20 protein-coding genes and 1 tRNA gene are annotated in these 26,993 nt (G+C 46.4%); 13 read left to right on the top strand and 8 right to left on the bottom strand.

Translation table 11 applies throughout. The features are described from left to right. The first annotated feature begins 84 nt into the window (after positions 1-84). Positions 85-1,269 (top strand): acetate/propionate family kinase, encoded by a 1,185-nt coding sequence (locus ICN17_RS00325; protein ID WP_216235566.1) that lies wholly within the window; start codon positions 85-87, stop codon positions 1,267-1,269. 23 nt (positions 1,270-1,292) lie between these two features. On the opposite strand, the gene lysS is transcribed toward ICN17_RS00325, so the two are convergent. The 4 genes from lysS to ICN17_RS00305 form a co-directional block, all read right to left on the bottom strand. After that, entirely contained in the window at positions 1,293-2,834 is a 1,542-nt protein-coding gene (lysS, locus tag ICN17_RS00320) for a lysine--tRNA ligase (RefSeq protein WP_216235565.1), read from the bottom strand. A gap of 12 nt (positions 2,835-2,846) precedes the next feature. Continuing rightward, positions 2,847-3,951, bottom strand: a protein-coding gene (prfB, locus tag ICN17_RS00315; RefSeq protein ID WP_216235564.1) for a peptide chain release factor 2 whose coding sequence is annotated in 2 segments (ribosomal slippage) — positions 2,847-3,878 and positions 3,880-3,951 — 1,104 coding nt in all. Because the reading frame shifts where the segments join, the coding sequence is not laid out codon by codon here. 34 nt (positions 3,952-3,985) lie between these two features. Next, positions 3,986-5,734 carry a single-stranded-DNA-specific exonuclease RecJ gene (gene recJ / locus ICN17_RS00310; protein ID WP_216235563.1) on the bottom strand — a complete coding sequence of 583 codons (1,749 nt, stop codon included), beginning with the start codon at positions 5,732-5,734 and terminating at the stop codon, positions 3,986-3,988. Continuing rightward, positions 5,731-6,705: a hypothetical protein gene (locus ICN17_RS00305; RefSeq protein WP_255538212.1), complete on the bottom strand. Its 975-nt coding sequence runs from the start codon at positions 6,703-6,705 to the stop codon at positions 5,731-5,733. The genes recJ and ICN17_RS00305 overlap by 4 nt, the downstream gene beginning before the upstream one ends. A 67-nt stretch (positions 6,706-6,772) precedes the next feature. Here ICN17_RS00305 and ICN17_RS00300 point away from each other — a divergent pair, with 67 nt between their 5' ends. The 6 genes from ICN17_RS00300 (at position 6,773) to ICN17_RS00275 (ending at position 13,125) form a co-directional block, all read left to right on the top strand. After that, positions 6,773-8,035: a lipoprotein-releasing ABC transporter permease subunit gene (locus ICN17_RS00300; protein WP_216235560.1), complete on the top strand. Its 1,263-nt coding sequence runs from the start codon at positions 6,773-6,775 to the stop codon at positions 8,033-8,035. Between the two features lie 4 nt (positions 8,036-8,039). Then, a complete protein-coding gene (locus tag ICN17_RS00295; RefSeq protein WP_216235557.1) occupies positions 8,040-8,735 on the top strand; it encodes an ABC transporter ATP-binding protein in 696 nt (231 codons plus the stop codon). A gap of 11 nt (positions 8,736-8,746) precedes the next feature. Then, complete coding sequence (locus tag ICN17_RS00290) at positions 8,747-9,583, top strand: TatD family hydrolase (RefSeq protein ID WP_216236594.1); 837 nt, start codon at positions 8,747-8,749, stop codon at positions 9,581-9,583. 106 nt (positions 9,584-9,689) lie between these two features. Then, positions 9,690-12,056 carry a DNA internalization-related competence protein ComEC/Rec2 gene (locus ICN17_RS00285; RefSeq protein ID WP_216236593.1) on the top strand — a complete coding sequence of 789 codons (2,367 nt, stop codon included), beginning with the start codon at positions 9,690-9,692 and terminating at the stop codon, positions 12,054-12,056. A 40-nt stretch (positions 12,057-12,096) separates the two neighbouring features. Next, complete coding sequence (locus ICN17_RS00280) at positions 12,097-12,468, top strand: glycine zipper family protein (protein ID WP_216235556.1); 372 nt, start codon at positions 12,097-12,099, stop codon at positions 12,466-12,468. Positions 12,469-12,585: 117 nt separating this feature from the next. Next, on the top strand, positions 12,586-13,125 hold the full coding sequence (locus ICN17_RS00275) for a hypothetical protein (RefSeq protein WP_216235555.1): 540 nt from the start codon (positions 12,586-12,588) through the stop codon (positions 13,123-13,125). 81 nt (positions 13,126-13,206) lie between these two features. Here ICN17_RS00275 and ICN17_RS00270 read toward each other — a convergent pair. Beyond that, positions 13,207-13,283: transfer RNA gene (locus ICN17_RS00270), tRNA-Met, on the bottom strand. A 254-nt stretch (positions 13,284-13,537) separates the two neighbouring features. On the opposite strand from ICN17_RS00270, the gene ICN17_RS00265 reads away from it, so the two are divergent. Genes ICN17_RS00265 through radA form a run of 3 tightly spaced genes read left to right on the top strand, consistent with a single transcriptional unit; the run spans position 13,538 to position 17,289 of the window. Next, positions 13,538-15,379, top strand: a complete 1,842-nt coding sequence (locus ICN17_RS00265) for a potassium transporter Kup (protein WP_255538311.1) — start codon at positions 13,538-13,540, stop codon at positions 15,377-15,379. A gap of 11 nt (positions 15,380-15,390) precedes the next feature. Then, the gene (locus ICN17_RS00260; RefSeq protein ID WP_216235553.1) at positions 15,391-15,882 is read left to right on the top strand and encodes a hypothetical protein; all 492 of its coding nucleotides are present in this window, start codon (positions 15,391-15,393) and stop codon (positions 15,880-15,882) included. A gap of 42 nt (positions 15,883-15,924) precedes the next feature. Next, the gene (gene radA, locus ICN17_RS00255) at positions 15,925-17,289 is read left to right on the top strand and encodes a DNA repair protein RadA (RefSeq protein ID WP_216235552.1); all 1,365 of its coding nucleotides are present in this window, start codon (positions 15,925-15,927) and stop codon (positions 17,287-17,289) included. 7 nt (positions 17,290-17,296) lie between these two features. Here the strand turns inward: radA and prmB are convergent, their stop codons facing one another. The 3 genes from prmB to dapD are packed head-to-tail and all read right to left on the bottom strand — an operon-like array spanning position 17,297 to position 20,216. Then, positions 17,297-18,193, bottom strand: a complete 897-nt coding sequence (gene prmB, locus ICN17_RS00250) for a 50S ribosomal protein L3 N(5)-glutamine methyltransferase (RefSeq protein WP_216235551.1) — start codon at positions 18,191-18,193, stop codon at positions 17,297-17,299. Between the two features lie 37 nt (positions 18,194-18,230). Further along, positions 18,231-19,382 carry a succinyl-diaminopimelate desuccinylase gene (gene dapE / locus ICN17_RS00245; protein ID WP_216235550.1) on the bottom strand — a complete coding sequence of 384 codons (1,152 nt, stop codon included), beginning with the start codon at positions 19,380-19,382 and terminating at the stop codon, positions 18,231-18,233. Positions 19,383-19,388: 6 nt separating this feature from the next. Then, a complete protein-coding gene (dapD, locus tag ICN17_RS00240; protein WP_087910403.1) occupies positions 19,389-20,216 on the bottom strand; it encodes a 2,3,4,5-tetrahydropyridine-2,6-dicarboxylate N-succinyltransferase in 828 nt (275 codons plus the stop codon). 174 nt (positions 20,217-20,390) lie between these two features. On the opposite strand from dapD, the gene smc reads away from it, so the two are divergent. Genes smc through ligA form a run of 3 tightly spaced genes read left to right on the top strand, consistent with a single transcriptional unit; the run spans position 20,391 to position 26,993 of the window. Continuing rightward, the gene (smc, locus tag ICN17_RS00235) at positions 20,391-23,912 is read left to right on the top strand and encodes a chromosome segregation protein SMC (protein ID WP_216235547.1); all 3,522 of its coding nucleotides are present in this window, start codon (positions 20,391-20,393) and stop codon (positions 23,910-23,912) included. Next, complete coding sequence (locus ICN17_RS00230; RefSeq protein WP_370625923.1) at positions 23,913-24,968, top strand: cell division protein ZipA C-terminal FtsZ-binding domain-containing protein; 1,056 nt, start codon at positions 23,913-23,915, stop codon at positions 24,966-24,968. It begins immediately after the preceding gene. Positions 24,969-24,977: 9 nt separating this feature from the next. Continuing rightward, the gene (gene ligA / locus ICN17_RS00225; RefSeq protein ID WP_216235545.1) at positions 24,978-26,993 is read left to right on the top strand and encodes an NAD-dependent DNA ligase LigA; all 2,016 of its coding nucleotides are present in this window, start codon (positions 24,978-24,980) and stop codon (positions 26,991-26,993) included.

Genomic DNA, 26,993 nt, shown 5'->3' with positions numbered 1-26,993 from the left:
GCCTCAGTTTGGTGTTTTTTGCTATAGCGCTTGAGCAGTCTGAGTTTTAATTTATTTGTTTCATCAAACACACTATCTATTCTTATGGCAATTCTGACTGTTAATGCAGGCTCCTCCTCTCTCAAGTTTTCAATCTATCCTACGCAGCAAGGATCTGTCCTGCCATCAATCCTCTCCGGGAGTTTCGAGGGTCTAGAGCCCGGTGGAAAAACAGAACTGCGTTATGCCTACGAAGGTGTGCAGCACGCTGAGTATTTTGAGGATGTGGATCAGGATCCCTTTATCGCTGCCTTAATGCATCTCAAAGAGTTATTACTTGAAATTAAAGGATTGCCTCCAATCAGAGCCGTTTCTCATCGGATTGTTCATGGAGGCTCAGAGTTTTTTCAGCCGGTTGTTTCTACAGAGACCATTCTAGAAAAATTATCGGCTATGAGTGCCTTGGCACCACTCCATCAGCCTCATAGCTTGGATGGTGTGAAAGCTTTTTCCCAAGTATTTCCAGGTATTCCGCAAGTACTCTGTTTTGATACGGCATTTCATAAAACAATGAGTCCACTTGAAACCTCTCTAGCTTTACCCAAGGAGATTACGGATCAGGGCGTAAGACGCTATGGGTTTCATGGAATTTCTTATCAGTACATTGTTGGGGAGTTGCTTGAGAGCTCCAGTAGATCTAGAGATAGAGTGTTGATGGCGCACCTTGGTAATGGCGCCAGTTTGTGTGCTGCGATTGATGGAAAAAGTATTGCCACAACAATGGGCTTCTCTGCCTTGGATGGCCTCATGATGGGTACTCGCAGCGGCTCACTAGATGCTGGCGTATTGATGTATTTGGTAGAGCGGGGCTATACCCATGATCAGTTGCAAGATCTTCTCTACAGAAAGAGCGGCTTACTTGGGGTGTCTACCATCTCAGCTGATATGCGCAAATTAAAGAGTGACCCTAATCCTCTGGCTAAAGAAGCAATTGAGCTTTTTATCTACAAAATTATGCGTGAGGGTGGCGCAATGATTGCCTGCCTTGGCGGTCTTGATTTAATTTCATTTAGCGGAGGTATTGGTGAACATGATCCAGCCCTAAGATCTTCAGTGTGTAAGAAATTTGCATGGCTAGGCATTGAGTTAGATGAAGCGCTAAATCAGGCGGCCACCAAGGAACTTACTTTGAAAATTAGTACACCACAAAGTTCTGTTGAGGTTTGGGTTGTTCCTACTGACGAAGGCGTGATGACCGCGCAGGAGGCTCTCAACTTGCTGCATCTTTAATCTAGGCAAGCCTAATAAAGACCCTACTCTTCCTCGCGACGCAAATGAGGAAAGAGAATCACATCACGAATGTTTGGTGCATCTGTCAGTAGCATTACTAGACGGTCAATGCCGATACCGCAACCACCAGTTGGAGGCATACCGTACTCTAGGGCACGGATGAAGTCATGGTCAAAGTACATCGCTTCTTCATCACCAGCTTCTTTTTGCTCTACTTGTTTGCGGAAGCGATTGGCTTGATCTTCAGCATCATTCAGTTCCGAGAAACCATTAGCGATTTCGCGTCCGGTGATAAAAAGCTCAAAGCGCTCAGTGATGCCAGGGCGGGTATCAGATTCTCTGGCGAGTGGACTGACTTCGATTGGGTAATCAATGATGTAGGTTGGCTCCCAGAGATGCTCTTCAGCAACCAACTCAAACAGGGCTAACTGCAAGGCACCAATGCCAGCATTCTTAAGGGTAGGGGCATCTGGATTCTCGCCACCCTTTTTCAATTCAGTGCGAATGAAGTTGATGTCTTCAAGTTGGGCTGCTTCATAGCTCTTACCCGATTGACCACAATACTTCAGAATTGCTTCAGTGATTGTGAGCCGCTGGAATGGCTTGCTCAAATCTAACTCGCGACCTTGGTGGGTCAATACTGCGGTACCTTGAGCATCCATTGCTGCCGAACGAATCAAGCCTTCAGTGAAGTCCATTAGCCAACGGTAATCGGTATACGCTGCGTAGAACTCCATCATCGTAAATTCGGGATTGTGACGTGGACTTACGCCTTCATTACGGAAGTTGCGATTGATTTCAAATACGCGCTCAAATCCCCCAACTACCAATCTCTTGAGGTAAAGCTCAGGAGCGATACGCAAGAACATTTGCATATCGAGTGCGTTATGGTGCGTAATGAAGGGTTTCGCTGCTGCACCACCGGGAATCGGATGCAGCATAGGTGTTTCTACTTCCATAAAGTCGGCATCAAGCATGTGGCGACGTAATGAGGCAATTGCATTACTACGCGCTTTAAACGTATTACGACTCTCTGGATTAACAATAAGATCTACATAACGCTGACGATATTTAGTCTCTAGATCTGAGAGGCCATGGAATTTATCTGGTAATGGACGCAAAGACTTACTCAATAAGCGCAAATTACCGCACTCCACTGAGAGCTCACCTTTATTGGTCTTAAAGAGGTTTCCTTCGGCAGAGATAAAGTCACCCATATCCCAATGCTTAAAGGCGCCATGAGTATCGGCACCACTGAGTTCATCGCTGATATAGAACTGAATCTGACCACTACGATCCTGAATGGTTGCGAAACTCACTTTACCCATCACCCGCTTGAGCACCATACGACCAGCAATCTTGACATGAACCCTCTTTGCAGCAAGCTCTTCTTTAGTGAGGCTATCGTAGTGAGTATGCAAATCAGCAGCTAAATGGGTGGGAACAAAATCATTCGGAAAGGCAATACCACTCTCGCGCAGCTTGGCGAGTTTTTCACGGCGCTCCGCAATGATGTGGTTCTCATCAACCGCTTCGGTAATTGGTGGATTAGTTTTGTCGTTCATATTTGTCGTTAATTAAACGCCTTGCTTCAGGCTGGCTTCAATAAAGGCATCAAGATCCCCATCCAGAACTTTTTGAGTATTGGAGATCTCAACGTTAGTACGTAAATCTTTAATGCGGCTTTGATCCAAAACATAAGAGCGGATCTGGTGACCCCAGCCCACATCAGTTTTACTTGCTTCTAACTTGTCTTGTTCGGCGCGACGCTTTTGCATCTCATGTTCGTACAAGCGTGACTTTAGCATCGTCATTGCTTCTGCGCGATTGCGGTGTTGACTGCGATCGTTCTGGCATTGCACCACAATTCCTGTTGGGATATGCGTGAGACGCACTGCGGAGTCAGTTTTATTAATATGCTGACCACCCGCACCAGAAGCGCGGTAGGTATCTGTACGAATATCTGCAGGATTCACTTCAATCTCAATAGAGTCATCAATCTCTGGGTAGACATAGATGGATGCAAAGGAGGTATGGCGCCCATTGGAGGAGTCAAACGGTGACTTACGTACCAAACGATGCACGCCAGTTTCGGAGCGGAGGTGGCCATAGGCATACTCGCCATCAACTTTGATCGTTGCGCTCTTAATGCCAGCAACGTCGCCATCGGATTCTTCTAGAATTTCTGTTTTGTAGCCCTTGCGTTCACAATACTTGAGATACTGGCGATAAAGCATGCTCGCCCAGTCGCACGCCTCAGTACCACCTGCACCTGCCTGAATATCAATAAAGCAATTGCATGAGTCCATCTCGTTGTGGAACATGCGGCGGAACTCCAGATCACCAATGATCTTGCTGTAAGTCTCAACATCTTGCTCAATAGCAGCAATCGTATCGAAATCATTCTCCTCTTTGGCCATATCAAAGAGTTCAAGAGCACTTGTGATGTTGGTATTTAAATCGGTGAGAGTAGCAACCACGCCATCGAGCAATTTCTTTTCTTTGCCCAGTGCCTGGGCTTTCTTTTGGTCATCCCAAATGGTGGGATCTTCCAGGATCGAGTTAACTTCAGTAAGGCGGCGTGACTTTACTTCGAAGTCAAAGATACCCCCGAAGAGCTTGCTCACGGGTGAGCAGATCGGACAAGGTATTTGAAATAGTGTTTAGTTGTTCAGCTTCCATCCCCCAATTATAAGGGGGTTATTGCACTTGACCTTTAGGTCCCAGCGCTCTCGTCATGTGCCTCAACCATGAGCTGGACACGAGCTTGTCCTTGATAGCGGTCGGTGACTAGCCGGTAGGCCAATTTAGCTTTGGCTGGGAGGCTTTGGGTGCGGTTGAACCAAACGGCAGTAATTGGCTTATTACCAGGAGCTGAGCCAATGGGACGCAGCATCAAGCGCAGGTGTTTTTCTTTCATGAGGCTTTGCTGGGCAACCTCAAACTCCCCATAAAAGACGGGTTGAGGAAAGCCTTGACCCCAGATTTCTTCGGCAAGCAGGTCGCCGATTTCGGGGGTGAATTCTGAGGGTTGTAGAGAACCATCGTGAGGGTGTCGGCGCTCCAGGATTTCATCATTTAATAAGCTATTCGCTACCTCCTGAAAGCAGGCATCAAATTTTTCAAAATCATCTTTACGAATCGTTAGACCAGCTGCCATCGCATGGCCGCCAAACTTGAGGATGAGTCCAGGCTCGCGTTTAGATACTAAATCTAGAGCATCTCTTAAATGAAATCCTGTCAATGATCTACCGGATCCACGTAACTCTTCTCCAGTATTGCCATCGGGAGCAAAAACAATGGCTGGGCGATTAAAGCGTTCCTTCAGGCGAGAGGCCACAATTCCGACGACGCCTTGGTGCCACTCCGGATTCCAAAGACAGATGCTGGTACGTTGCGCCATTGTTCCGGCCAGCTGATCTTCTGCAAGATGTGCGAGTGCCGCTTCTTGCATGCCGGTTTCTATTACGCGACGTTCGCGATTAATGCGATCAAGTTCTTGCGCAAGCGTCATGGCTTCATCTGTACTATCAGTAAGTAGCAAGCGAATGCCTAAAGTCATATCAGCTAAGCGCCCAGCCGCATTGAGGCGGGGGCCAATAGCAAAGCCTAAGTCAAAGGTATTCGCTTTACGGGGATCTCGTCCTGCCGCTTGAAACAAAGCTTGTATTCCAGGTTGAGAAATGCCGGTCCGAATACGTTTTAAGCCATTAGAAACAAGTACGCGATTATTACGATCAAGTTGCGCTACATCGGCAACAGTGCCTAGAGCAACAAGATCTAATAGATTCTCCACTTTAGGTTGTGTCTCATTCGTAAATTTTCCACGATGACGTAACTCTGCACGCAGGGCTACTAATAGGTAAAACATCACTCCAACTCCCGCAAGCGCTTTGCTAGGAAAACTGCAGCCAGGCTGATTGGGATTAACAATAGCAGTTGCTTTAGGAAGTTGATCGCCAGGCAAATGATGATCAGTAACAATGACCTCCATGCCTAGTTCGCGGGCACGATCTACTCCAGATTCACTTGCGATACCGTTATCAACCGTAATGAGATATTTAGGTTTAGGATTTTGTGCGGCCGCAAGCTCAACTACCTCGGGCGTCAGACCATATCCCATAGTAAAGCGATTGGGCACCAGAAACTGAATGGGAGTCTCTGAACCACCCAACATCCGTAAGCCCCGCAGGCCGACAGCACAAGCGGTAGCACCATCGCAGTCGTAGTCTGCAACGATGAGGATGGCTTCTTTTCTTTCAAGAATGTCTGCTAGTAGTAACGCTGTACTAATGCAATTTTTGAGTTCTGTTGGCGAGAGCAATTGCTTTAAGTCAAGCGATAGCTCTTCAGGAGACTCGAGACCTCGTGCTGCATATAGTCTCGCCAGCAAGGGATGTAGGCCACTTTGCTGTAACCAGGTAGCGGTGCGCTCAGAGAAAGGGCGTTGAGAAAAGAGGCTCATGAGGAAATGATTTCTTGCCAGGTCAGTGGCTCTACTTTTTTCCAGAATGCCCAAGATCTTTTAGAAAGATCTTTAGCTTGATAGAGACGTTCACGAGTTTTGCCTTTGGGAAAGTCAATGATCAGTACTTCATCTAATGCTTGATTGTTTAATGCCGTACTCAATATTGGCCATATCGATTCAGGATGATCTAGCCATGCAAAAGATCCTGGCCCCGGAGTATTCAATTCCTCCGAATGGGAAATGTTGTATAGCTTTGCTAATCCGGCCAGTAGAGGATGTGCTCCATAGAGATGATTTGATTGTTGAACTGCTAATGGCGCTTTCACATCACTCAATTTACCTACTCCACTAATCCATAAAGAGTTGATACTCGGCATACCGCGTTGCTCTCGTGCCTCATTAACAGAGCCAATATGCCAGAGCATCTGAATTTCATTTTGGAGCTTGCGCCAGCGTTTTGCGATACCTTCTTCGTTAGTGTCGCGTGGCATCCACCAATCAATATTACGTCCGTGTGCTTGATCAATGCTATAGCTAGCTAGGCTTGCAAATGGACCTGCTGGAATAAACCAATAATGCTGTCCCTGAAACTGAATTGGGTTTTGAAAATCTTCCTCAATGTATGGCAGAGCAGTTTTTAGGAGTTCGGTAGATTCAGTTTGCGTCAGATCAATCTGGTTTTGCCCCATCAAAATAAGATGGTCACGTGTGGCGTGAAGATGGACTGGCTGAAGGCAGGCGATGACTTCTGATGGGTTCACTGCTTGTGATGTTTGGCCTAAAAGCAAGACTGGGGCAAGTGGTACCAGCTTGCCCAGTAAATAACACTCATGCGGCAGCCCTTTTACCGGGCGATCAACCATTGCACACTCTTCCTCAGAGTCAAAAGCGTCCTCACCTGACAGCATCAGGGTAAAGCGCCGTAGCTTGGTTTGTGCGGCTGGGGAGGTAGCAGAATTTACAGTCATTCCCCTGATTTTAGGTGGCATTTAGATATTCCATTGGTTTGCCTTGGTAATTCACTAAACTGTGGCTATGTTGAGACTTCCTATAGAGCTAGAAATTGGCCTACGCTACACCCGATCCAAGCGTCGCAAGACGGTTGGCAAGCGCGATGGCTTTTTATCCTTTATCTCCGGAATTTCGACCGCCGGTATCGCCTTAGGCGTTGCCTCCTTGATTGTGGTGCTTTCGGTCATGAATGGTTTCCAAAAGGAAGTTCGTGATCGCATGCTGTCGGTTCTTTCTCATGTAGAAATTACTGCGCCAGAAGGGTTGGCAAACTGGGAGCCACTTGCGCTTAAAGTGGCTGAGCAACCGCATATCGTAGGTGTTGCCCCCATGGTCAGTTCTCAAGGCTTGCTCAGTCGCGAGAATGTCATGCGTGGTGTCGCCATTCGGGGAATCTCACCAAGCGAAGAGGGAAAGGTTTCTGATCTGCCAAAGCAATTTGTTGCTGGCAGTATTAATGATCTCAAGCCTGGCGGCTTTGGTGTTGCCTTGGGTGCGCAACTAGCGGCACTTGTTGGCGCACATGTGGGTGATCGTATTAATTTAATCGTTCCTGAAAGTGATTTAACGCCAGCTGGTGCAATGCCAAGGATGCGCACTCTTCAAGTGGTTGGTATTGTGGATAGCGGTCATTATGAATACGACAGCTCTTTAGCCATCATGCATTGGAAAGACGCTGCGGCTTTACTACGCCTCAGAGATCCATCAGGCTTGCGTGTCAAGGTGGATGATATGCAGCGCGCACCAGCAATAGCTAATCAGTTAGCCGCTGTTGTGCCTCAAGCCATGTGGGTAACTGATTGGTCCCGCTCAAATCGCAATTGGTTCGCTGCAGTTCAAACTGAAAAGAAGATGATGTTCATCATTCTGACTTTGATTATTGCGGTAGCCGCATTCAACCTTGTGTCTACATTGGTGATGACTGTAAACGAGAAGCAAGCTGATATTGCAATATTGAGAACGATGGGCGCGAGTCCCGGCTTAATTCAAAGAATATTTTTAATTCAAGGTCTGGCCATTGGCATACTCGGTTCTCTATCTGGCGTGGGCTTGGGTTTGTTGATTGCACTTAATATTGATGTCATCGTTCCCGCTATTGAAGCGATTTTCCGTGTACGCTTCTTGCCTCGCGAGATCTACTTTATTAGTGAATTGCCTTCGGACGTTAGATTGAGTGATGTAGTTACAGTCGGATTAATGGCTTTTGGATTGTCTGTACTTGCAACTCTCTATCCAAGTCGACGTGCTGCCAAAGTGCAACCTGCGGAGGCCTTACGATATGAATGAGGCTATGAGTAATCAGGGCGCTTTAGTTTTAATGGCGCGCGGTTTGGCTAAGACCTATGGTCAAGGCCCAACAGCGGTAGAGGTACTTAAGGCAATTGACTTGGATGTCACACCTTCAGAGAAGGTTGCGATTGTGGGTTCATCTGGCTCCGGAAAGAGTACCTTATTACATCTCTTGGGTGGTCTGGATACCCCGAGTGCCGGCTCAGTAGTTCTGGCTGGCTCTAATCTGAATCAGCTATCTGTCAAAAAATTAGATCAATTACGCAATCAAAGCCTTGGTTTTATTTATCAGTTCCATCATCTCTTAGATGAATTTAGCGCTGTTGAGAACGTTGCCTTACCTTTGCGTATTCGTGGCTTAGGCAATGATGAGTCAATGGAGCGTGCCAGCAAGATGCTCAAAGCAGTTGGCTTATCTGCACGTGAATTACATACCCCGGGTGAATTATCTGGTGGTGAGCGCCAACGGGTAGCGGTTGCAAGAGCTTTAGTAGGAAACCCTGCATGTGTATTGGCTGATGAGCCAACGGGTAACTTAGATACTGAAACTGCAGATGGTGTTTTTGATTTGATGTTAAATATTGCTCGCGATCAGGGCACTGCTTTTGTGATTGTGACCCATGATCCGGTCCGGGCAAAACGTTGTGATCGTATTTTGCATTTAGAGCGCGGAGTATTAAAGATTTTTTCACAATGAGCGATCGCCCTATGTGGATCGATACCCATTGCCATCTGGATGCGCCAGAGTTTGCAAAGAATTTACCTGAGGTCATTCGGAGTGCGCTTGATAACAATGTTCAGGCAATTTTATTGCCGGCCGTCAAAGCAGCTGATTGCGAAGCAGTTCGCGCACTTGCAAATCAATATGGTCAACAGATTCCAGGCTTAGTCTATACGCTTGGCATTCATCCTCTATATACCAATCAAGCGCAGGAGGGTGATATCTCCATTCTTGAAAAAGAAATTACCCAATCCCTTTCTGATCCCAGATTTGTTGGTATTGGTGAGATTGGCCTCGATTATTTTGTAGAGGGCTTAGACCCACATAAGCAAGAATATTTTTTTAATACGCAATTAGATCTAGCGCAACAGTTTCAGCTACCAGTCATTTTGCATGTGCGTCGATCACAGGACGCTATATTAAAATCCCTGCGTCGTCGTAAGATTCCTAGTGGGATTGCTCATGCTTTTAATGGTAGCTTTCAGCAAGCCGAGCAGTTTATTGAACTAGGATTTAAGTTGGGTTTTGGAGGTGCCGCTACTTATGAACGCGCTTTGCAAATTCGCAGACTCTTAACTGAATTACCGCTTGATAGCATCGTCACAGAAACTGATGCGCCCGATATCCCTCCAGCATGGGGGAGGGGGGAGGGCATTGCATTTAATGAGCCTGGGTTCTTACCTCGGATAGCTAGGATGCTAGCGTCTATCCGTGGAATCAATGAGGCTGATTTTTCAGCTGCAGTATGGCGCAATGCCATGCAAGTATTACCCCGTTGGTCAGCACTCTGTGCTGATTCTGCAAACTCCAAACTAGCTTCTTAGACTCTTGCGCTTAGCAATTACGGCGTTCATCGCCGGGGGATCGCTCCTTTTATTTTTACAAAAGATTCCTATCCATTGGGTTGCTGGATGTTTTTTGATCGGAGCGATGTGCTGTCTCTTTATCTGTATCAAACAGTCATCCAGCCTCCCTCACCAATTGGCAATTCTTTCCTTAATGTTTGTGCTTGGCTTCGCTTGGAACGCACGCTATGCCGAGAATCGATTGAGTAATCTTCTGTCGTCAGAAATGGAGGGAAAAGACTTAACGATAGAAGGGCGTATAGTTGCGCTGCCTCAGGGTAACTCTGCGGGCGCTAAATTTGCATTTGAAATTGATGAGTCTGTAAATCATCTTCCTAAACGTATTTATTTGAGTTGGCAACCAGCCTGGAGAAATCCGCAGGTAATTCCCGAGGTCGTTCCGGGTCAGCGTTGGAGGTTTAAGGTAAAGCTGAAACGACCTTATGGGTCTCTCAACCCATATACATTTGATTTTGAGCGTTGGTCCTTTCATCAAGACTTTGGAGCCAGTGGCTCGATAAGGTCAGGAGAGCTCTTACTTTCAAAAGACATTGGGTTAACTGAATTTGAGTTACGTATGGAGTTAGCGCGCTGGAGCCTGCGTAAAAAGATTCAAAAGCTGTTACCAGAAGACGCTCGTTATGCGGGAGTAATTATTGCCTTGGTAATGGGCGATCAAAATGCGATTGATCAAGAGGACTGGCAGATATTTAATGCTACAGGTATCGGACATTTAATTTCAATATCAGGACTACATGTGACGATGTTGGCAGGAGTTGGAGCCTCTATAGCTGCCTTTATATGGCGACGTCGTTCATGGCCTCTCCTAATCCCCGTCGGAAAAGTGGCCGCAAGTGCTGGGTTTTTGACTGCATTTGTCTACGCATGGTTAGCGGGTTTTCAGATTCCAGCACAGAGAACCATGTATATGGTTGGGGTCGTTGCATTTGCACTTTGGTCTGGTAGAAATCCTAGATCATTCGATATTTGGTGGTGGGCATTAGCATTGGTTTTGCTAATAGATCCTATGGCACCCTATACCCCAGGTTTTTGGCTATCGTTTGGCGCTGTTGCAGCCATCCTTTATGCCATGAGTGATTCCAGTGGCCTATTAGGAATTCCTACCGGAAAAGAGTTAGAGATTCACTGGACTGATCGTCTGCTACAAGCTTTGCGGGAAGCTTGTAGAGTACAAGCGGTTGTCACTATCGCATTACTTCCGTTTACTTTGTATTGGTTTTATCAAGTATCCGTAGTGTCACCCTTGGCTAATGCCTTTGCAATTCCTTTGGTGAGCTATGTTGTGACTCCTCTAGCGATCGCAGGAGCATTGTTACCTGAGTTTATTGGCAGGTGGCTGTTATTGCCTGCGCATATGGCGATGGAGTATTTAGCAGTTGTATTAGATTGGATGGCTAGCTGGAATTGGTCGATCATTTGGGCTAAACAACCAGAGTGGTGGGGTTTGCTGTTATCTGGCATTGGGATTATCTATGCCATCCGCCCAGGAGAATTGAAGCATCACTGGAAATCACGTGCCTTAGCTCTGTCTCTATCGATGCCTATGTTTGTCCCGCAGTGGAACTATTTGAATCACTCCCCTTTAGCTGCTGGTGAATTTAGGGCAACCGTTCTGGACATTGGTCAAGGCACAGCGGTCTTGCTGGAGACTGCCAATAGGAACCTACTCTATGACACCGGACCCATTCAAGGAAAGAGGGATGATGCCGGGCAGCGCGTGATTCTGCCTTATTTGCGCGGAAGGGGTATTGATCAAATAGATCGCATGGTAATTAGTCATAGCGATAGTGATCATATCGGTGGAGCTGCTACGCTACTAAAGCAAATACAGTTTGATTCAATGATGGGTTCTCTACCGAGTAATAATCCGCTGCTTCAAAACCTCCAAGTTAGAAAAATCCCAAGTATTCCTTGTCGGTTTGGACAGCGCTGGATTTGGAATGATGTGGAGTTCATAGTGTGGCATCCGGATGAAGAAACGCTTTTTGAGGGGGAGTACCCTAGAAAGCCAAATGAAATGAGTTGTGTTCTTGAAGTGCGTAATCAGAAAAATTCTTTTTGGTTAACCGGTGATGTTGAAAAACAGGGCGAAGCTGATATGGTGGAGCGACTTAATCAACTTAGGCTTGAAGAGTTATCCGATAAGCGACTTATTTTTATGGCACCACACCATGGAAGTAAGACCTCTTCATCACTTGAACTGCTCAAAAATTTGGAGCCTGACCAAGCTTTTGCACAAAATGGCTACCGCAATCGTTATGGTCATCCACATCCGACGGTTAGTGCTCGCTATCGAGATTTAAAAATTCTCTTTCATCAAACGCCAATCACCGGTGCACAAGTCTGGACCTTTAAAAATAATGCTCAGTTTTCGACACAATTTTGGCGGCATGATATAAATCGTCTGTGGCATAGGAGTCTCGAGGATTAATCCCTTGATCTCAAATTGATTCAGTAAAAAGGTAACGAATATGAATAAGCTAGTTGCATTGTGTTCTTTGGTTCTGATGGCGGCTGTTGGCTGTGCTGGCGCCGATGTTCGCCCACTCGTGGATATGAAGGGCGTTAATGAATCTGCCTATGAAAAAGACCTGCAGGAGTGCCAGGCGTATGCAAAAGATCAATCTGGCATGGGTGAGACTGCAGCAAAAGGTGCTGGCGCAGGTGCCGTAGTTGGCGGCTTGCTGGGACTGGTTACGGGTGGTAATAAGACTGGCATCATTCAGGCAGCCGGTGCTGGTGCAGTGATAGGTGGAGCTGGCGGTGCATTTAGCGGTAACCAGGCTCAGGAAGCAGTTGTTAAGCGCTGCTTGAGTGGGAGAGGTTATAAGGTTTTGAATTAAGCCTTTAACATAGAGTAGAGCTAAATATGGAAATGCTTGCCGCAAGTTCATCTGGCGACAATAGACCCCTCTTTAGTTGGTCGATAGTATGATTTCCAAACTTAAGGGGATTTAGATATGTACAGAATTATTATTTTACTCATCATTAGCCTTGGTTTAATAGCGTGCAAAAGTAACGATAGAGTGGTTAGTGCTTGGGAGATAAACGATGTTTATCGTTCTACCATCATTAGCTCTAATCCGAGTAATGGGGCAAAAATTTATCAAGGTCCACCGATCAATACGATGGATGATGCCAATACTTTTGAGATGTTTAGTCTCAGAGGAGAGAAAAGTACTCAGGGTGCCAAAACATACGAACTCCTAGTTCATCTGACTTACTTCGCTCCTTGGCGTTATTACGAATCAGCAAACTTACTGAATAAACCTGCAAGTACTTTCAAGGTTGTATCCAGGGAAGCTGGCGTCTGCGATGCGCAAGGTTGTGTATTTAAAGAGCTGATGTCCATTCAAGTCACCGATGCTTTTTTACGGGAGCAAATGGATAAGGGATTTCAGGTCACTATTTCTTCAAAAACTGGGGTGAGCAGCAATTTATTTGTGCCAGCTCAATACCTCAAGGGTTACTTGCAAGCAGTTGACGGGCCAAAGAGCTAGTTGATTAAGCAGGTTCTCAGGGTTTAGTTAGTACTAAAAAGCAAAAAGCCCTTAAAAATTAAGGGCTTAGTACTGAATTACTGGTTGCGGGGGCAGGATTTGAACCTACGACCTTCGGGTTATGAGCCCGACGAGCTGCCAGACTGCTCCACCCCGCGTCTGAAGCTGAAATTCTACCATTTTTTAGGGGTCTCTGTCGAGGTTTTCCTTCAAAAGGAATACAAAAACACGGTTTTTGAGGGTTTCGTTCCTGCTTTATTAGCCCCCTATAAGGAGTAACATATTGCCACGCAACATACCTTAAGGTTATGAGATGTCAATTAGTAATCCAGAGTTTTCCAGTTCAACGCTTCTGAATCCGGTAGAAGTTAGTGGTCCTGGTGGTGAGCATAAAAAAAGTCTTGGTGTAATGATGCTCGCAGCGATTGGCGTAGTTTTCGGCGATATCGGAACTAGCCCGCTTTATGCCTTAAAAGAATGTTTCGATGCCAATCATGGCATTGCATATACTCCAGAAGCTTTATTTGGCGTCATCTCAATGATGATTTGGGCTCTTATTTTAGTTGTGACCGTGAAGTATGTTTTGTTTGTGATGCGTGCAGACAATAAAGGTGAAGGCGGTGTTCTGTCTTTGATGGCCTTAGCTTTACGTTCTTTTGACAGTAAATCAAAGAGCTACTTCTTTTTTATGATCATGGGCATGCTAGGCGCTTGCATGCTCTTAGGCGAGTCGGTTATTACCCCAGCTATTTCTGTCCTGTCAGCGGTTGAGGGTATTGAGATAGCCGCCCCAGGTTTACATAAATTCATTATTCCAATTTCACTCATTATTTTGGTGGCTTTATTTCTCATTCAGAAATATGGCACTGCTGCAGTCGGAAAATTATTTGGACCCATTACGCTTGCCTGGTTCCTCACACTTGCTGCATTGGGTATCTGGAATATTGGCGATGCCCCTGAGATTATTGCTGCCTTTAATCCTTTGTACGCAATCGATTTCATCAGACTGCATCCAACTACTGCCTACATTGTGATGGGTGCGGTTGTTCTTGTGGTGACCGGTGTCGAAGCGCTCTATCTTGATATGGGGCATTTCGGGCCCGCTCCAGTGAGATATGCGTGGCTGTTTATTGTTCTACCAAGTCTTCTGATTAACTATCTTGGTCAGGGAGCTTTGGTGCTCTCAGATCCCGAGGCAATTAAGAACCCCTTTTATTTAATGGTCCCAGAATGGGCCTTGTGGCCAACGGTAGGCTTAGCGACTGCTGCCACCGTGATTGCATCTCAGGCCGTCATTTCTGGAGCATATTCATTGGTAAGCCAAGCAATTTTGTTGGGCTTTATGCCGCGCATGAATATTTTACACACCTCAGATTCTGAGCAGGGCCAAATTTATATTCCGATTGTGAATTGGGCTTTATTGTTTATGGTAGTTGTCACCATTATTGAGTTTCGAGAGTCTGTTAACTTGGCAGCTGCGTATGGTATTTCCGTAACATCAACAATGCTCATCACCACTATTTTGCTAGCGGTAGTAATGTTCCGCGAGTGGAAGATGAATGTTGTATTAGTGGCATTGATTACGGCTGCCTTTTTCCTCGTCGATGTTGCTTTTTGGACAGCGAATCTGATTAAGATTAAAGACGGTGGCTGGTACCCATTAGCTCTCGGCTTACTTTGCTTTACTTGTTTAATTACCTGGTACCGCGGCCGTCAAATTTTGCGCAAGCGTGCAATGGAGGACGGCATTGAATTGAGTAGCTTTATCGGTGCCTTGCTTGCGCACCCGCCTCATCGAGTTGAGGGTACGGCTATATTTTTGACTGCACACGTAGATTATTTGCCGGTATCTTTTTTACATAACCTGAAGCATAACCACGTGCTTCATGAAAGAGTCTTTTTCTTAAAGGTGAGTATTTGGGATGTGCCTTATGTTAATGATCAGGATCGTATTACCCTCAAGGATTTGGGCGGCAATATCTTTGTTGTTAGAGCTATCTATGGATTCAAAGAGACTCCTGATATGGCAACAATCATTAACTTGATTGAGACTAACTTCAATATGAAGTTTGACATGATGAACACTTCATTCTTCTTGTCGCGCGATACCATTATTCCTTCAGCTATACCTGGCATGGCACTCTGGCGTGAGCGTTTGTTCTGCTGGATGTATCAAAATGCTGGACGTCAGTCTGACTTTTTCAAGATACCTGCCAATCGAATTGTGGAATTAGGCGCAAAGGTGGAAATTTGAGAGCTTTTCTTATGCGCTCAAAATTATTCCTCGGAATTTTTTTGCTAGCTTATTCTATTGCTAGTTCTGTCTTGGCGACTCCCGCTGAAGAGGCTAGACTCGAACAATTAAATAAGATTGAGCAAGAGCTTGAACTGCAGCGTGAGTGGGCAAAGTATCGTTGGGGTAAGGCTCAAGCTGAATGCCATCAAAAGTATTGGGTCAACTACTGTATTGGCAGTGCTAGAACCCAATATCGTAAAGAAATAGACCCAATTACCGAGCAAGAGATCGCATTGCATGATGAGCAACGTAAATTACGTAAGAGCTTAAAAGATCAAGAAGATATCAAACGCGCTGCTGACCGTGCTTCGCCAGTGAAGGCTGCTGAGCGTGTAGATAATCAGCGTGAATTTGAAGAAAAGCAAAAAGCCGCTGCTGCAAGAGCGGCTGATCTAGAGCAGCGCCGCAAGGATGCGCCTAAGCGCGCACAAGAAAATAAAGCGGGTACGCAGCTCGATTAATGATTCACTCTATATTCATTTAACTTCATTACTAGGCAACCCTTGGCTAAAGTCAAAACGGTTTACATCTGCCAATCTTGTGGCGGTACCTCTGCAAAGTGGCAAGGGCAATGTCCATCTTGTCAGGCATGGAACACGATGGAGGAGGGCTTGCCAGAGACAACCTCGAACTCTCGTTTTCAGGGTTTGGCACAATCCTTGCCGCGGCAAAAACTTTCTGCAATTGCTGCAGAAGACCTGCCAAGATTTAGCACAGGCGTAGAAGAGTTTGACCGTGTCTTGGGTGGTGGCTTGGTTCCAGGCGGCGTAGTGCTTTTAGGCGGCGATCCCGGTATTGGTAAATCCACATTACTTTTACAAGCTCTAGCCGAGATGAGTGCTGCTGGCATGAATGTACTCTATAGCAGTGGCGAAGAGTCGGCAGCGCAAATTGCCTTACGTGCAAAACGTATTGTATTAGATGCTCCCCAATTGGAGGTCTTAGCAGAAATTCAGTTGGAGAAACTGATTTCGATTATGGATACCGTTAAGCCACAAGTATTGGTAGTGGACTCGATTCAAACTTTGTACTCTGAGGTATTGAGTTCTGCACCAGGATCTGTGGCGCAGGTTCGGGAGTGTGCTGCGCAATTAACCAGGGCCGCTAAATCAAGCGGTATTTGTGTCTTGATGGTGGGTCACGTTACTAAGGATGGCCACTTAGCCGGTCCCCGTGTGCTTGAGCACATTGTCGATACCGTTTTGTACTTTGAGGGTGATACACATTCTTCATTCCGCCTAGTGCGCTCAATTAAAAATCGTTTTGGTGCTGTGAATGAGCTGGGCGTATTTGCGATGACTGAAAAAGGTCTGCGCGGTGTTACGAACCCTTCCGCCATTTTCCTATCGCAGCATGAGCAGATGGTTCCGGGCGCGTGTGTATTGGTGACCCAAGAGGGTAGTCGGCCATTATTGGTAGAAATTCAGGCGCTAGTAGATACCGCACATGTTCCTAATCCTAGGCGTTTGGCCGTTGGTTTAGAGCAAGCTCGCTTGGCAATGCTCTTAGCGGTATTGCATCGTCATGCTGGTATTGCTTGCTTTGATCAAGATGTGTTCTTAAATGCGGTCGGTGGGGTCAAAATCTCAGAACCTGCGGCTGACTTAGCGGTGCTGTTAGCAATCCAGTCGTCGATTCGAAATCGCGCTTTACCTAAAGAGCTGATCGTGTTTGGTGAGGTTGGCTTGGCTGGGGAGATTCGTCCATGCCCGCGCGGTCAAGAACGATTGAAAGAGGCTGCTAAGTTGGGCTTCACAGTCGCCATTATTCCGAAGGCCAATATGCCTAAGACGAAGATTCCTGGATTGAAAGTCATTCCAGTCGAGCGAATTGATCAGGCAATTGCAGCAGCAACAGAATTAAGTTGATGACTGGTTAGCGCAGGTCTTCTGCCTGAATTAATAAGACTTGCTCTTCACCAGCAGATACTTCCATCCAAATGACTGGAATTTGCGGGAAGGCTTTTTTGAAGTTTTCATATTCATTGCCAATCTCAATCAGAATGGCGCCGCGCTCAGATAAGTAATCAGGCGCATGCGCAATAATTCTTCTGATTAAGTCCATCCCATCATCTCCACCGGCTAATGCTAGAGCTGGCTCAGCATGATATTCAATGGGAAGTGCATTCATTGAGTTCGCGTTGACATATGGTGGATTGCAAATGATCAAGTCAAAAAGATTGTCTTCATTAGGCTCAGGTAGTGCATTCCATAAGTCGCCATCAAATAACTCTACTTGAGAGCTCAAGCCATGCCGATCCACATTCCGAGCGGCAACAGATAAGGCAGGCATACTGATGTCGCAAGCGCTCACATGAATATCAGGGCAAGAGAGCGCGAGTAGCACTGCTAGTGAGCCATTGCCGGCGCATAAATCAAGCGCTTTACCATCTGCTGGTAGCCAAGGCTCTAGAGAGCCATCGACAATCAGTTCTGCAATCCATGAACGGGGAACAATACTTTGCTCACTACAGAAAAAAGGTACGCCCATAAGCCATGCTTCACCCAAAATATAGGCGAGTGGTTTGCGTGTGGAGATTCTTGCATTAGCGACAGCGAATGCTTTTTGCTGCTGCTCTTGTGTAATGGGATCTTCTAAATGATCTAGTGCATCACTTGGGCTTAAATCGATCTGTTTGCTGACAAGCCACAAGGCTTCACTCTGTGAATCAATCGCGCCATGTCCATAATGTAAATTGGCAGCTTCTAGTTTTTGTGCAATTTGATCGATGCACTGATTGACTGTTAGGGATTGCTGAGGCTCAGGGTCCATGATGGATTAGTTGTATTAGAAAAGAATCTATTCGCAATTAAGCAATGAGTTGCTCAAGCGTTTTGCGATAAATATTTTTAAGCGGCTCTACATCATCAATGATGACGCACTCATCAATCTTGTGGCTAGTGGCATTTAGGGGGCCAAACTCCACCACTTCTTTGCATATCTTGGCAATAAAACGACCATCGCTGGTGCCGCCAGTAGTAGATAGCTCTGTATCAATCTGAGTTTCAGCTTTAATCGCTGTGCGCAGTGCTACCGCTAAAGCGCCATCACCTGTAATGAATGGACTGCCGCCTAATACCCAGTCAATTTCAAAATCAAGCCCAGCATCTTTGAGAATCTTTTCAAGACGCTCACGCAATTGCTCTGGTTTGCTCTCGGTTGAGAAGCGGAAGTTGAAATCAATGGTTAACTCGCCAGGGATGACGTTATTTGCGCCGGTGCCCGCATGAATATTGGAGATCTGAAAGCTGGTCGGTTGAAAATATTGATTCCCTTTGTCCCATTCAGTTTCTACTAGCGCAGAAATTGCAGGTGCAGAAAGATGAATCGGATTTTTGCCTAAATGAGGGTAGGCGATGTGCGCCTGGATACCTTTCATTTTGAGCTTGCCTGACAAGGAGCCACGGCGTCCATTCTTAATCATGTCGCCGAGTTGGTCTACCGAGGTGGGTTCACCAATCACACAATAGTCTAGACGTTGACCATGCTTTTGCAAGCGTTCACACATGATGACGGTGCCGTCATTCGCGGGACCTTCTTCATCGCTAGTAATGAGAAAAGCAATGGAGCCTTGGTGATCGGGATGGGCAGCAATAAACTCTTCAGTAGCGACAACAAATCCAGCGAGGGAGGTCTTCATATCCGCTGCACCACGACCATAAAGCATGCCGTCGCGTATGGTTGGGGTGAATGGGTTGCTGGTCCACTTTTCCAATGGCCCAGTTGGCACAACATCTGTATGTCCGGCAAACATTAGTACTTTGCCTTCGTCACCAGCTTTCCCTTTTTTAATTGCCCACAAGTTAGTTACTTGAAAGTTATCAGGGCCACTCACAACACTCTCGGTATGAAAGCCGAGAGCTTGTAAGCGTGTCGCGATTAATTCTTGGCAACCACCATCAGCCGGGGTAACGGAATGGCAAGCAATGAGAGCTTCTGTGAGCTCAAGGGTGGCGCTCATCGAAATTTAGTCGCGAAGTAATTCGTTAATGGCAGTCTTTGCTCTAGTTTGAGCATCCACTTTCTTGACGATAACCGCAGCATACAAACTGTATTTACCGCACGCAGAGGGCAGTGAGCCAGGTACGACTACAGAGCCTGCTGGAACTCGTCCGTAATGGACTTCGCCAGTCTCGCGGTCATAAATCTTGGTGCTTTGACCGATATATACGCCCATCGAGAGCACAGCATTTTCTTCAATGACCACGCCTTCAACCACTTCGGAGCGCGCTCCAATGAAGCAGTTATCTTCAATGATGACTGGGCCAGCCTGGATGGGTTCTAAAACACCACCAATACCTACGCCACCGGAAAGGTGAACGTTTTTACCGATTTGGGCGCAAGAACCGACTGTTGCCCAGGTGTCAACCATGGTGCCTTCGCCAACATAGGCACCAATATTGACGTAAGAGGGCATTAAAACCGCATTTTTACCAATAAATGAGCCGCGACGAGCCATGGCTGGGGGAACTACGCGGAAGCCACCAGCAGCAAAATCAGCCGCAGTGTAGTTCTGGAATTTGCTAGGCACCTTGTCGTAGAACTGGGTATAGCCACCAGCGCCCATAGGAATGTTGTCCTCAAGTCGGAAGGAAAGCAAAACAGCCTTCTTAACCCACTGATTTACCTCCCATTTACCAACGCTTTGGCGTTCAGCAACGCGAATAGTGCCGTTATTGAGGCCCTCTAAGACGGCATTAACAGCGCCGCGGACGTTGCCAGGGGCGCTATCTGGAGAAAGGTTTGCGCGGTTTTCCCAGGCTTCTTCAATGATGCTTTGTGGTGATTGGCTCATGCTTTTTAGTTAACTATCAGATTGTTAAGGGATTTTGTCCCTGGAGGTAGATTTATCATTATATCGATGGGGAGAAAACACGTCTAAGGAGCCCCAAGCTTGCTATCATCTTCCCACTTTAGCTTTAATTATTTATCCCCTATTTAAACCTCTTTTTTCCCTACAAAGTACGCCGTGCAACTGAAATCCATCAAACTTTCCGGCTTTAAGTCTTTCGTTGACCCAACCCATTTTGAAATGCCTGGCCAATTAATTGGCGTTGTAGGTCCTAACGGTTGCGGAAAGTCGAACATTATTGACGCCGTCCGCTGGGTTTTGGGTGAATCCCGCGCCAGCGAGTTACGTGGCGAATCGATGCAGGACGTGATTTTTAACGGCTCTGGTTTGCGTAAGCCATCTGGTCGTGCCAGCGTAGAACTCATTTTTGATAATTCTGAAGGACGTGCTCAAGGCCAATGGAGTGCTTTTACAGAATTAGGTATTAAACGTGTTTTGACTCGTGACGGTAACTCAAGTTATTACGTCAACAATCAAGTAGTGCGTCGTAAAGATATCCAAGATATTTTCTTGGGAACAGGTATGGGTCCAAGAGGTTACGCCATTATTGGACAGGGCACTATCAATCGCATCTTAGAAGCAAAGCCAGAAGAATTGCGGGTTTTCTTGGAAGAGGCAGCTGGTGTTTCTAAATATAAAGAGCGTCGCAAAGAAACTGCATCTCGTTTGGAAGACACTGTAGAAAACTTAACACGTGTTGAAGATATCTTGCGTGAGCTTGATCAGCAGTTAACTCGCTTAGAGAAACAAGCTACGGTTGCTGAGCGCCATGCTGAGCTCTCTACGCAAATGAAATCACAGCAACAGTTACTTTGGTTTGTGCGTCAGACCGAGGCTGGTAAAGAGCAAGAGCGCCATGCCAATGGTATCCGTGATACCCAGGTAAGCTTGGAAGAGCAGACAGCAAAGCTGCGTCATGCCGAGGCTGAATTAGAAACTATGCGTACCCAGCAATATTCTTTACAAGATAAAGTTTCTCAAGCGCAGGGAGATTTGTATCAAACCAACTCTGATGTGAGTCAGGTTGAATCACAGATTCATTATGTGCAAGAAGCACGTCAACGTTTGCAACAGCAAACTCAAGACTTGCAAGCTCAGTTACAACGCTGGACTGTTCAAGAGACTGATGCTGCGCAAGCTCAACGCACTACCGAACATGAACTTGGCGAAGCGGCAGACAAAGAGCAAACCTTGTTGGCTAACCTCAATAGCTTACAAGAGCAAATGCCAAGCCGTGAAGAGGCTTACCAAGTATCTGCTCGTGAATTAAATCATGCACGTGATAGCTTGGCATCGATTGAACAGCGTTTAGCAAGTTTGGGTGAGCGTATTCGTGCGATGTCTGCGCAATCAGATGAATTAAAGGGGCGCGAGACTCGTCTTACCAGTGAATTAGATGGCATGCGTAGGCCGGATGCACAGGCTTTACAAATGGCGATTGATCGCCAGGCTATGGCTCAGCGCAAAGTAGATGAAGCTAAGCAGCGTGCAGCCGATACACAGCAACGTGTTCCGGCTACTGATGAGGCACGAAACGCCGCTCAACAAAAGATTCAAGCTGCGAACCAAGACCTCGCCCAAACTGAAGCGAAGCTCACCGCATTAACAACCTTGCAAGCGAGCGTTCAAGCCCAAGGCAAGATTGGCCCATGGCTGGAGAGCAAAGGACTCAAAGAGAGCAAGCGTCTCTGGCAAGAGCTCAAAGTTGAGAGCGGCTGGGAAGCTGCTTTGGAATCTGTGTTGCGCGAGCGTTTAGCTGCGGTGACAGCAAAGAGCGTTCAAGAGACATTGGCTTTAGCTAATGATGCTCCACCAAGTCGCTTGGCAATTTTGCTGACAGAAGAAATTACTCCTGCACATACAGTAGTGCCGGCAGATTTCACGCCACTCCTTACTCGTGTTCAAAGTGCTGGTGCAGCACGTCTCACCTCTGTGTTGCAAGAGTGGTTGGACAATATTTATATTTCTAGCAGCTTAGAAGATGCTTTGCATCGTCGCGAGAAATTGCCAGCGGGAGGTGCTTTTGTAACCCAACAGGGTCACCTAGTTAGTCGCGTTAGCGTTCAACTCTATGCTGCAGACTCTGAGCAAGCCGGTATGTTGGCTCGTGCCCAGGAGATGGAGAGTCTTGAAAAGCAATTGCGCGCACAAAAACTCATGCAAAGCGAGTTGCAAGGCGAACTAGATCAATGTTCTGCAAATTATCAAGCTGCGCACCAGGCAGCAGAGCAAGCTCGTATTCATGCTGAACATGCTGTTCAAGAAGCGCATGGTTTTGAAGTAGAGAGAATGCAGCTTACCCAGGCTGAAGAGCAATATAGTCAACGCGCTGCTCAAATTCAGAGTGAGTTATCAGAGCTAAATCAACAAATGACGCAGCTCAGCGCAAATCAAGAGCAGTCTGCTGCAGAGTTGACTCAAGCAGAGCAATCAAAGCAGGAGCTTCAAGAGTCTCTTCAGGCGGCCCAAGATAAATTAGAGCTCTCTACGCAAGAGCGTGATCGTTTACGTGAATCTCTTCGTGCTGCCGAGATGGCTGCACAAGAAGCAGCATTTGCAACTCGCTCATTACAGCAACGCATTGCTGATTTGCAACGTGATCAAAGTACAGCGCGTACTCAGATCATGGAGATTCAGGATAAGCATGACTTGGCTACCCAAGAATTAGCCACTTTGAGTGATGAAGAAGCGCAAGATAAATTACAAGGCTTGTTGCTAGCTCGAAGTGCACGTGAGGCTGCTCTAGCGAATGCTCGTACAGAACAAGATGCTTTATTGCATCAATTGCGTGAGGCTGATGAGGCTCGTATGCAAATTGAGCGTGGCTTGCAGCCAATGCGCGATAAGGTTGTTGATTTGCAATTGCGTGAACAAGCTGCCCGCTTGAACTTTGAGCAATTTGCAACTTTGTTATCAGATGCAGAGGCTGATCTCAGTGCGCTCGAGGCCAATTTCAGCCCAGACTTAAAAGTAGGCGCGCTTCAAACCGAAGTGAATCGCTTGAATACTGAAATCCAATCTTTAGGTCCAGTGAATATGGCGGCCCTTGATGAGTTAGCCAGTTCAAGAGAGCGTAAGCAGTTCTTGGATGCACAATCTGCTGACTTGAATGAAGCAATGCAAACCTTGACAGATGCGATTGCCAAGATTGATGCTGAGACACGGGATTTATTACAGGGGACTTTTGACCAGGTCAACGGTCACTTCGGCAAACTCTTCCCAGAATTATTTGGTGGTGGACACGCTGAACTGGTCATGACTGGCGAAGAGATTTTGGATGCCGGTGTTCAGGTAATGGCGCAGCCTCCAGGTAAAAAGAATAGCTCTATTTACCTACTGTCTGGTGGTGAGAAAGCCTTGACTGCAATTGCTTTGGTTTTCTCACTCTTCCTTTTGAATCCTGCACCATTCTGCTTGCTAGATGAGGTGGATGCACCATTGGATGACGCAAATACCTTGCGCTATTCACAGCTAGTTGCCAAAATGTCAGATAAGACACAGTTTTTGTTTATCTCTCATAACAAGATCACTATGGAAATTGCTCATCAACTGATTGGTGTCACCATGCAAGAGCAGGGTGTATCCAGAATTGTGGCGGTAGATATTGCATCTGCTGTATCGATGGTGGAGGCTGCCTAAGTGTACGTAGAACAAATCATGACAACATTAGGTTTGTCTGATTTGCAATTCGCTTTGGCCGCAATTGGACTATTGATTGTGATATCAGTAGCCATTCTGAATTTAAAATACGCCCGCGCTCGCCGAAAAGCAAATGAGCAAGCTGAATTTTCCGATGAGCGTACTCGTCGTGAACCTGGTTTTGCAGATTCAGATGCAGAGCGAACTGAGCCAAGCTTCGGGACCGCCTTAGTAGTAAGCTCTACCCCAGAGAAATTTACTATTGACCCTCGTATTGATTGCGTCATTACTCTTCGATTTGACGAGGCCATTGCTGGTTCAGAGATCTTGGAAGAGCTGAATGATTTGACTGATTCGCAGGTACAAGCCAATGTACGATGTATTTGTGAGGGATTAAATGCAGACCAAGATGCTGCTGAGAGCTGGGAAGAGCTCAAGCCTGATTCTTCTTATGCCGAGCTGCAGTTAGCAATTCAATTGGCAAGTCGTCGTGGGGCAATTGGAGTACTGGAGTTATCGGATTTCTGTTCACGTGCACAAGCACTTGCTGAAACTTTGGGCTCTCAGATTGATATGCCTAGCGTGAGCACGATGCTAGAAAGTGCTAAAGAATTGGATGTGATGGCGGCTGATAGCGATATCCAATTAAGTATTAATGTTTTATTTGATGAGCCATGCCCGTGGGGTAATTTTGATGCTCTGATGCGTCAACGTGGTTTCAAGTTGGCTCGCAACGGCAGACAATATGAGTTCTATAGCAATGGGACCCTCATTTTTAATAGCGCTGATTTAGATCCTAATTCGCCAGTATCGCAACTGACTTTATTACTTGAGGTTCCATTGGTCTCCCAAGAGCAGCGAGCATTCGAACGAATGCTGAGCGAAGGTGTTGAGATTTCTCAGGCATCTCATGGCCGCTTAGTAGATGACAATGGGATTAATCTGAGTGAAGCTGCGGTGGTGAGTATTCGTCAGCATCTCGATGTCCTTTACGCCAATCTTGAGAAATCCGGCATTGCTGCTGGATCTTCTGCAGCTAGCAGACTATTTAGCTAGGAAATTGCCTTGTCGTCCAACAGTCCGACAAACTTAGCGGAGCGTTACGCATTCTTGCAGGCAGAGCTCGCACGCTTAGAGCATGCTTACTACGTGCTTGATAATCCTCTTCTACCTGATATTGAGTATGACCTCCTTTATCGTGAGTTATTAGAGATTGAGGCGGCACATCCAGAATGGATTACTTCAGAGTCTTTATCTCAAAGAGTGGGTGGTACCGCTTTAAAAGAGTTTGATTCGGTAACACATGAAGTGCCGATGCTCTCTCTCAATAATGCTTTTGAAGAGTCAGAATTGGTGGCGTTTGATCGGCGCTGTCGTGAAGGCTTGCATCTAGAGCACGTTGTTTATGCCGGTGAGTTGAAGTTTGATGGCTTGGCCATCTCGCTGCGCTACGAAAATGGTTCCCTAGTCACAGCGGCAACCCGAGGTGATGGTGCTAGCGGCGAAGATGTTACCGCCAACATTAAAACCATTCGTGCTATTCCCTTGAAATTGACTGGTAAGAGCATCCCGAGACTATTGGAAGTGCGTGGTGAAGTCTTTATGTATCTAAAAGACTTCGAGAAAATGAATAGACAGGCAGCAGAGCTGGGAGAAAAAGAGTTTGCCAATCCTCGTAATGCTGCAGCTGGTAGCTTGCGCCAATTAGATTCCAAAATTACCGCTAAAAGACCACTCTCTTTCTTTGCTTATGGCTTAGGTGCTCTCGAGCCACAATCTTGGCTACCCAAAACTCATGAAGAATTGCTTAATACCTATGTAGAACTAGGATTACCAGTTTGTGCAGAGCGCAGGGTGCTGAACTCCGTGCAAAAGATTCTCAATTTCTACAATGAGATTGGTGCAAAGAGGGATTCTCTTCCATACGATATCGATGGCGTCGTTTACAAAGTGAATTCATTTGCAGAACAAGCTAAATTAGGTTTTGTATCTCGGGCTCCACGATTTGCATTGGCCCATAAGTACCCAGCACAAGAAGCACTCACCACTGTTTTGGGTATCGATGTTCAAGTAGGCCGTACAGGGGCAATTACTCCGGTAGCTAGACTGGCGCCAGTAGAGGTGGGTGGCGTCACCGTTACCAATGCCACTCTTCATAACGAGGATGAAGTTAAGCGTAAGGATGTACGTATTGGCGATACCGTTTCTGTGCGAAGAGCTGGTGATGTAATCCCAGAGGTAGTTTCGGTGATCAAAGATCGTAGACCTGCCAATACAACAGAATTTGTAATGCCAACGAACTGCCCAGTATGTGATTCTCATATAGAGCGCTTGGCAGATGAGGCAGTAGCACGTTGTAGTGGCGGACTATTTTGTGGAGCGCAGCGTAAGCAGGCATTAATTCACTTTGCCCATAGAAGAGCGCTCGATATCGAAGGCCTAGGAGAAAAGATTGTTGATCAATTGGTTGATCAACATCTGGTGAGAACTCCTGCAGACCTGTACAAATTAGGATTTACGGCTCTAGCCAATCTTGAGCGCATGGGTGATAAGTCTGCTGATAATCTGATTCAGGCAATCAACCAATCCAGAAACACGACTCTGGCTAGATTTATCTTTGCCTTGGGTATTCGTCATGTTGGCGAGACCACCGCAAAGGATTTGGCCAATCATTACCAATCTATGCATGCATTAATGGACGCAGGTATGGAGGATTTGCTCACCGTGAAAGATGTTGGGCCAGTCGTGGCAGATTCCATTACGAGCTTTATGCAAGAGGCTCATAACCGCGAGGTGATTGAGCAGCTTCTAGCATCAGGCATGCAACTCGCAGTAGAGGAAAAGGTGATTAGTGCAGCGGTAGCAGGCAAGACCTTTGTATTAACTGGTACATTTCCAACGATGACAAGAGATGAGGCCAAAGATCTCTTAGAAAAAGCAGGCGCTAAGGTGGCTGGATCAGTTTCTAAGAAAACCGACTATGTTGTGGCAGGCTCAGATGCTGGTAGCAAACTAACCAAAGCTGAAGAGTTAGGTGTGCCGGTGATTGACGAAGCAACAATGCTCGATTTATTGAAGTAG

Source organism: Polynucleobacter sp. 73C-SIWE (assembly GCF_018882465.1).
Taxonomy (GTDB): Bacteria; Pseudomonadota; Gammaproteobacteria; order Burkholderiales; family Burkholderiaceae; genus Polynucleobacter.
This window is presented reverse-complemented; position numbering and strand designations above follow the sequence as displayed.

Excerpts from the sequence above, each read along its gene's own strand:
- ICN17_RS00325 (WP_216235566.1), top strand. The coding sequence starts at position 85 with ATGGCAATTCTGACTGTTAATGCAGGCTCCTCCTCTCTCAAGTTTTCA.
- lysS (WP_216235565.1), bottom strand. The coding sequence starts at position 2,834 with ATGAACGACAAAACTAATCCACCAATTACCGAAGCGGTTGATGAGAAC.
- recJ (WP_216235563.1), bottom strand. The coding sequence starts at position 5,734 with ATGAGCCTCTTTTCTCAACGCCCTTTCTCTGAGCGCACCGCTACCTGG.
- ICN17_RS00305 (WP_255538212.1), bottom strand. The coding sequence starts at position 6,705 with ATGACTGTAAATTCTGCTACCTCCCCAGCCGCACAAACCAAGCTACGG.
- ICN17_RS00300 (WP_216235560.1), top strand. The coding sequence starts at position 6,773 with ATGTTGAGACTTCCTATAGAGCTAGAAATTGGCCTACGCTACACCCGA.
- ICN17_RS00295 (WP_216235557.1), top strand. The coding sequence starts at position 8,040 with ATGAGTAATCAGGGCGCTTTAGTTTTAATGGCGCGCGGTTTGGCTAAG.
- ICN17_RS00290 (WP_216236594.1), top strand. The coding sequence starts at position 8,747 with ATGTGGATCGATACCCATTGCCATCTGGATGCGCCAGAGTTTGCAAAG.
- ICN17_RS00285 (WP_216236593.1), top strand. The coding sequence starts at position 9,690 with ATGTGCTGTCTCTTTATCTGTATCAAACAGTCATCCAGCCTCCCTCAC.
- ICN17_RS00280 (WP_216235556.1), top strand. The coding sequence starts at position 12,097 with ATGAATAAGCTAGTTGCATTGTGTTCTTTGGTTCTGATGGCGGCTGTT.
- ICN17_RS00275 (WP_216235555.1), top strand. The coding sequence starts at position 12,586 with ATGTACAGAATTATTATTTTACTCATCATTAGCCTTGGTTTAATAGCG.
- ICN17_RS00265 (WP_255538311.1), top strand. The coding sequence starts at position 13,538 with ATGCTCGCAGCGATTGGCGTAGTTTTCGGCGATATCGGAACTAGCCCG.
- ICN17_RS00260 (WP_216235553.1), top strand. The coding sequence starts at position 15,391 with ATGCGCTCAAAATTATTCCTCGGAATTTTTTTGCTAGCTTATTCTATT.
- prmB (WP_216235551.1), bottom strand. The coding sequence starts at position 18,193 with ATGGACCCTGAGCCTCAGCAATCCCTAACAGTCAATCAGTGCATCGAT.
- dapE (WP_216235550.1), bottom strand. The coding sequence starts at position 19,382 with ATGAGCGCCACCCTTGAGCTCACAGAAGCTCTCATTGCTTGCCATTCC.
- dapD (WP_087910403.1), bottom strand. The coding sequence starts at position 20,216 with ATGAGCCAATCACCACAAAGCATCATTGAAGAAGCCTGGGAAAACCGC.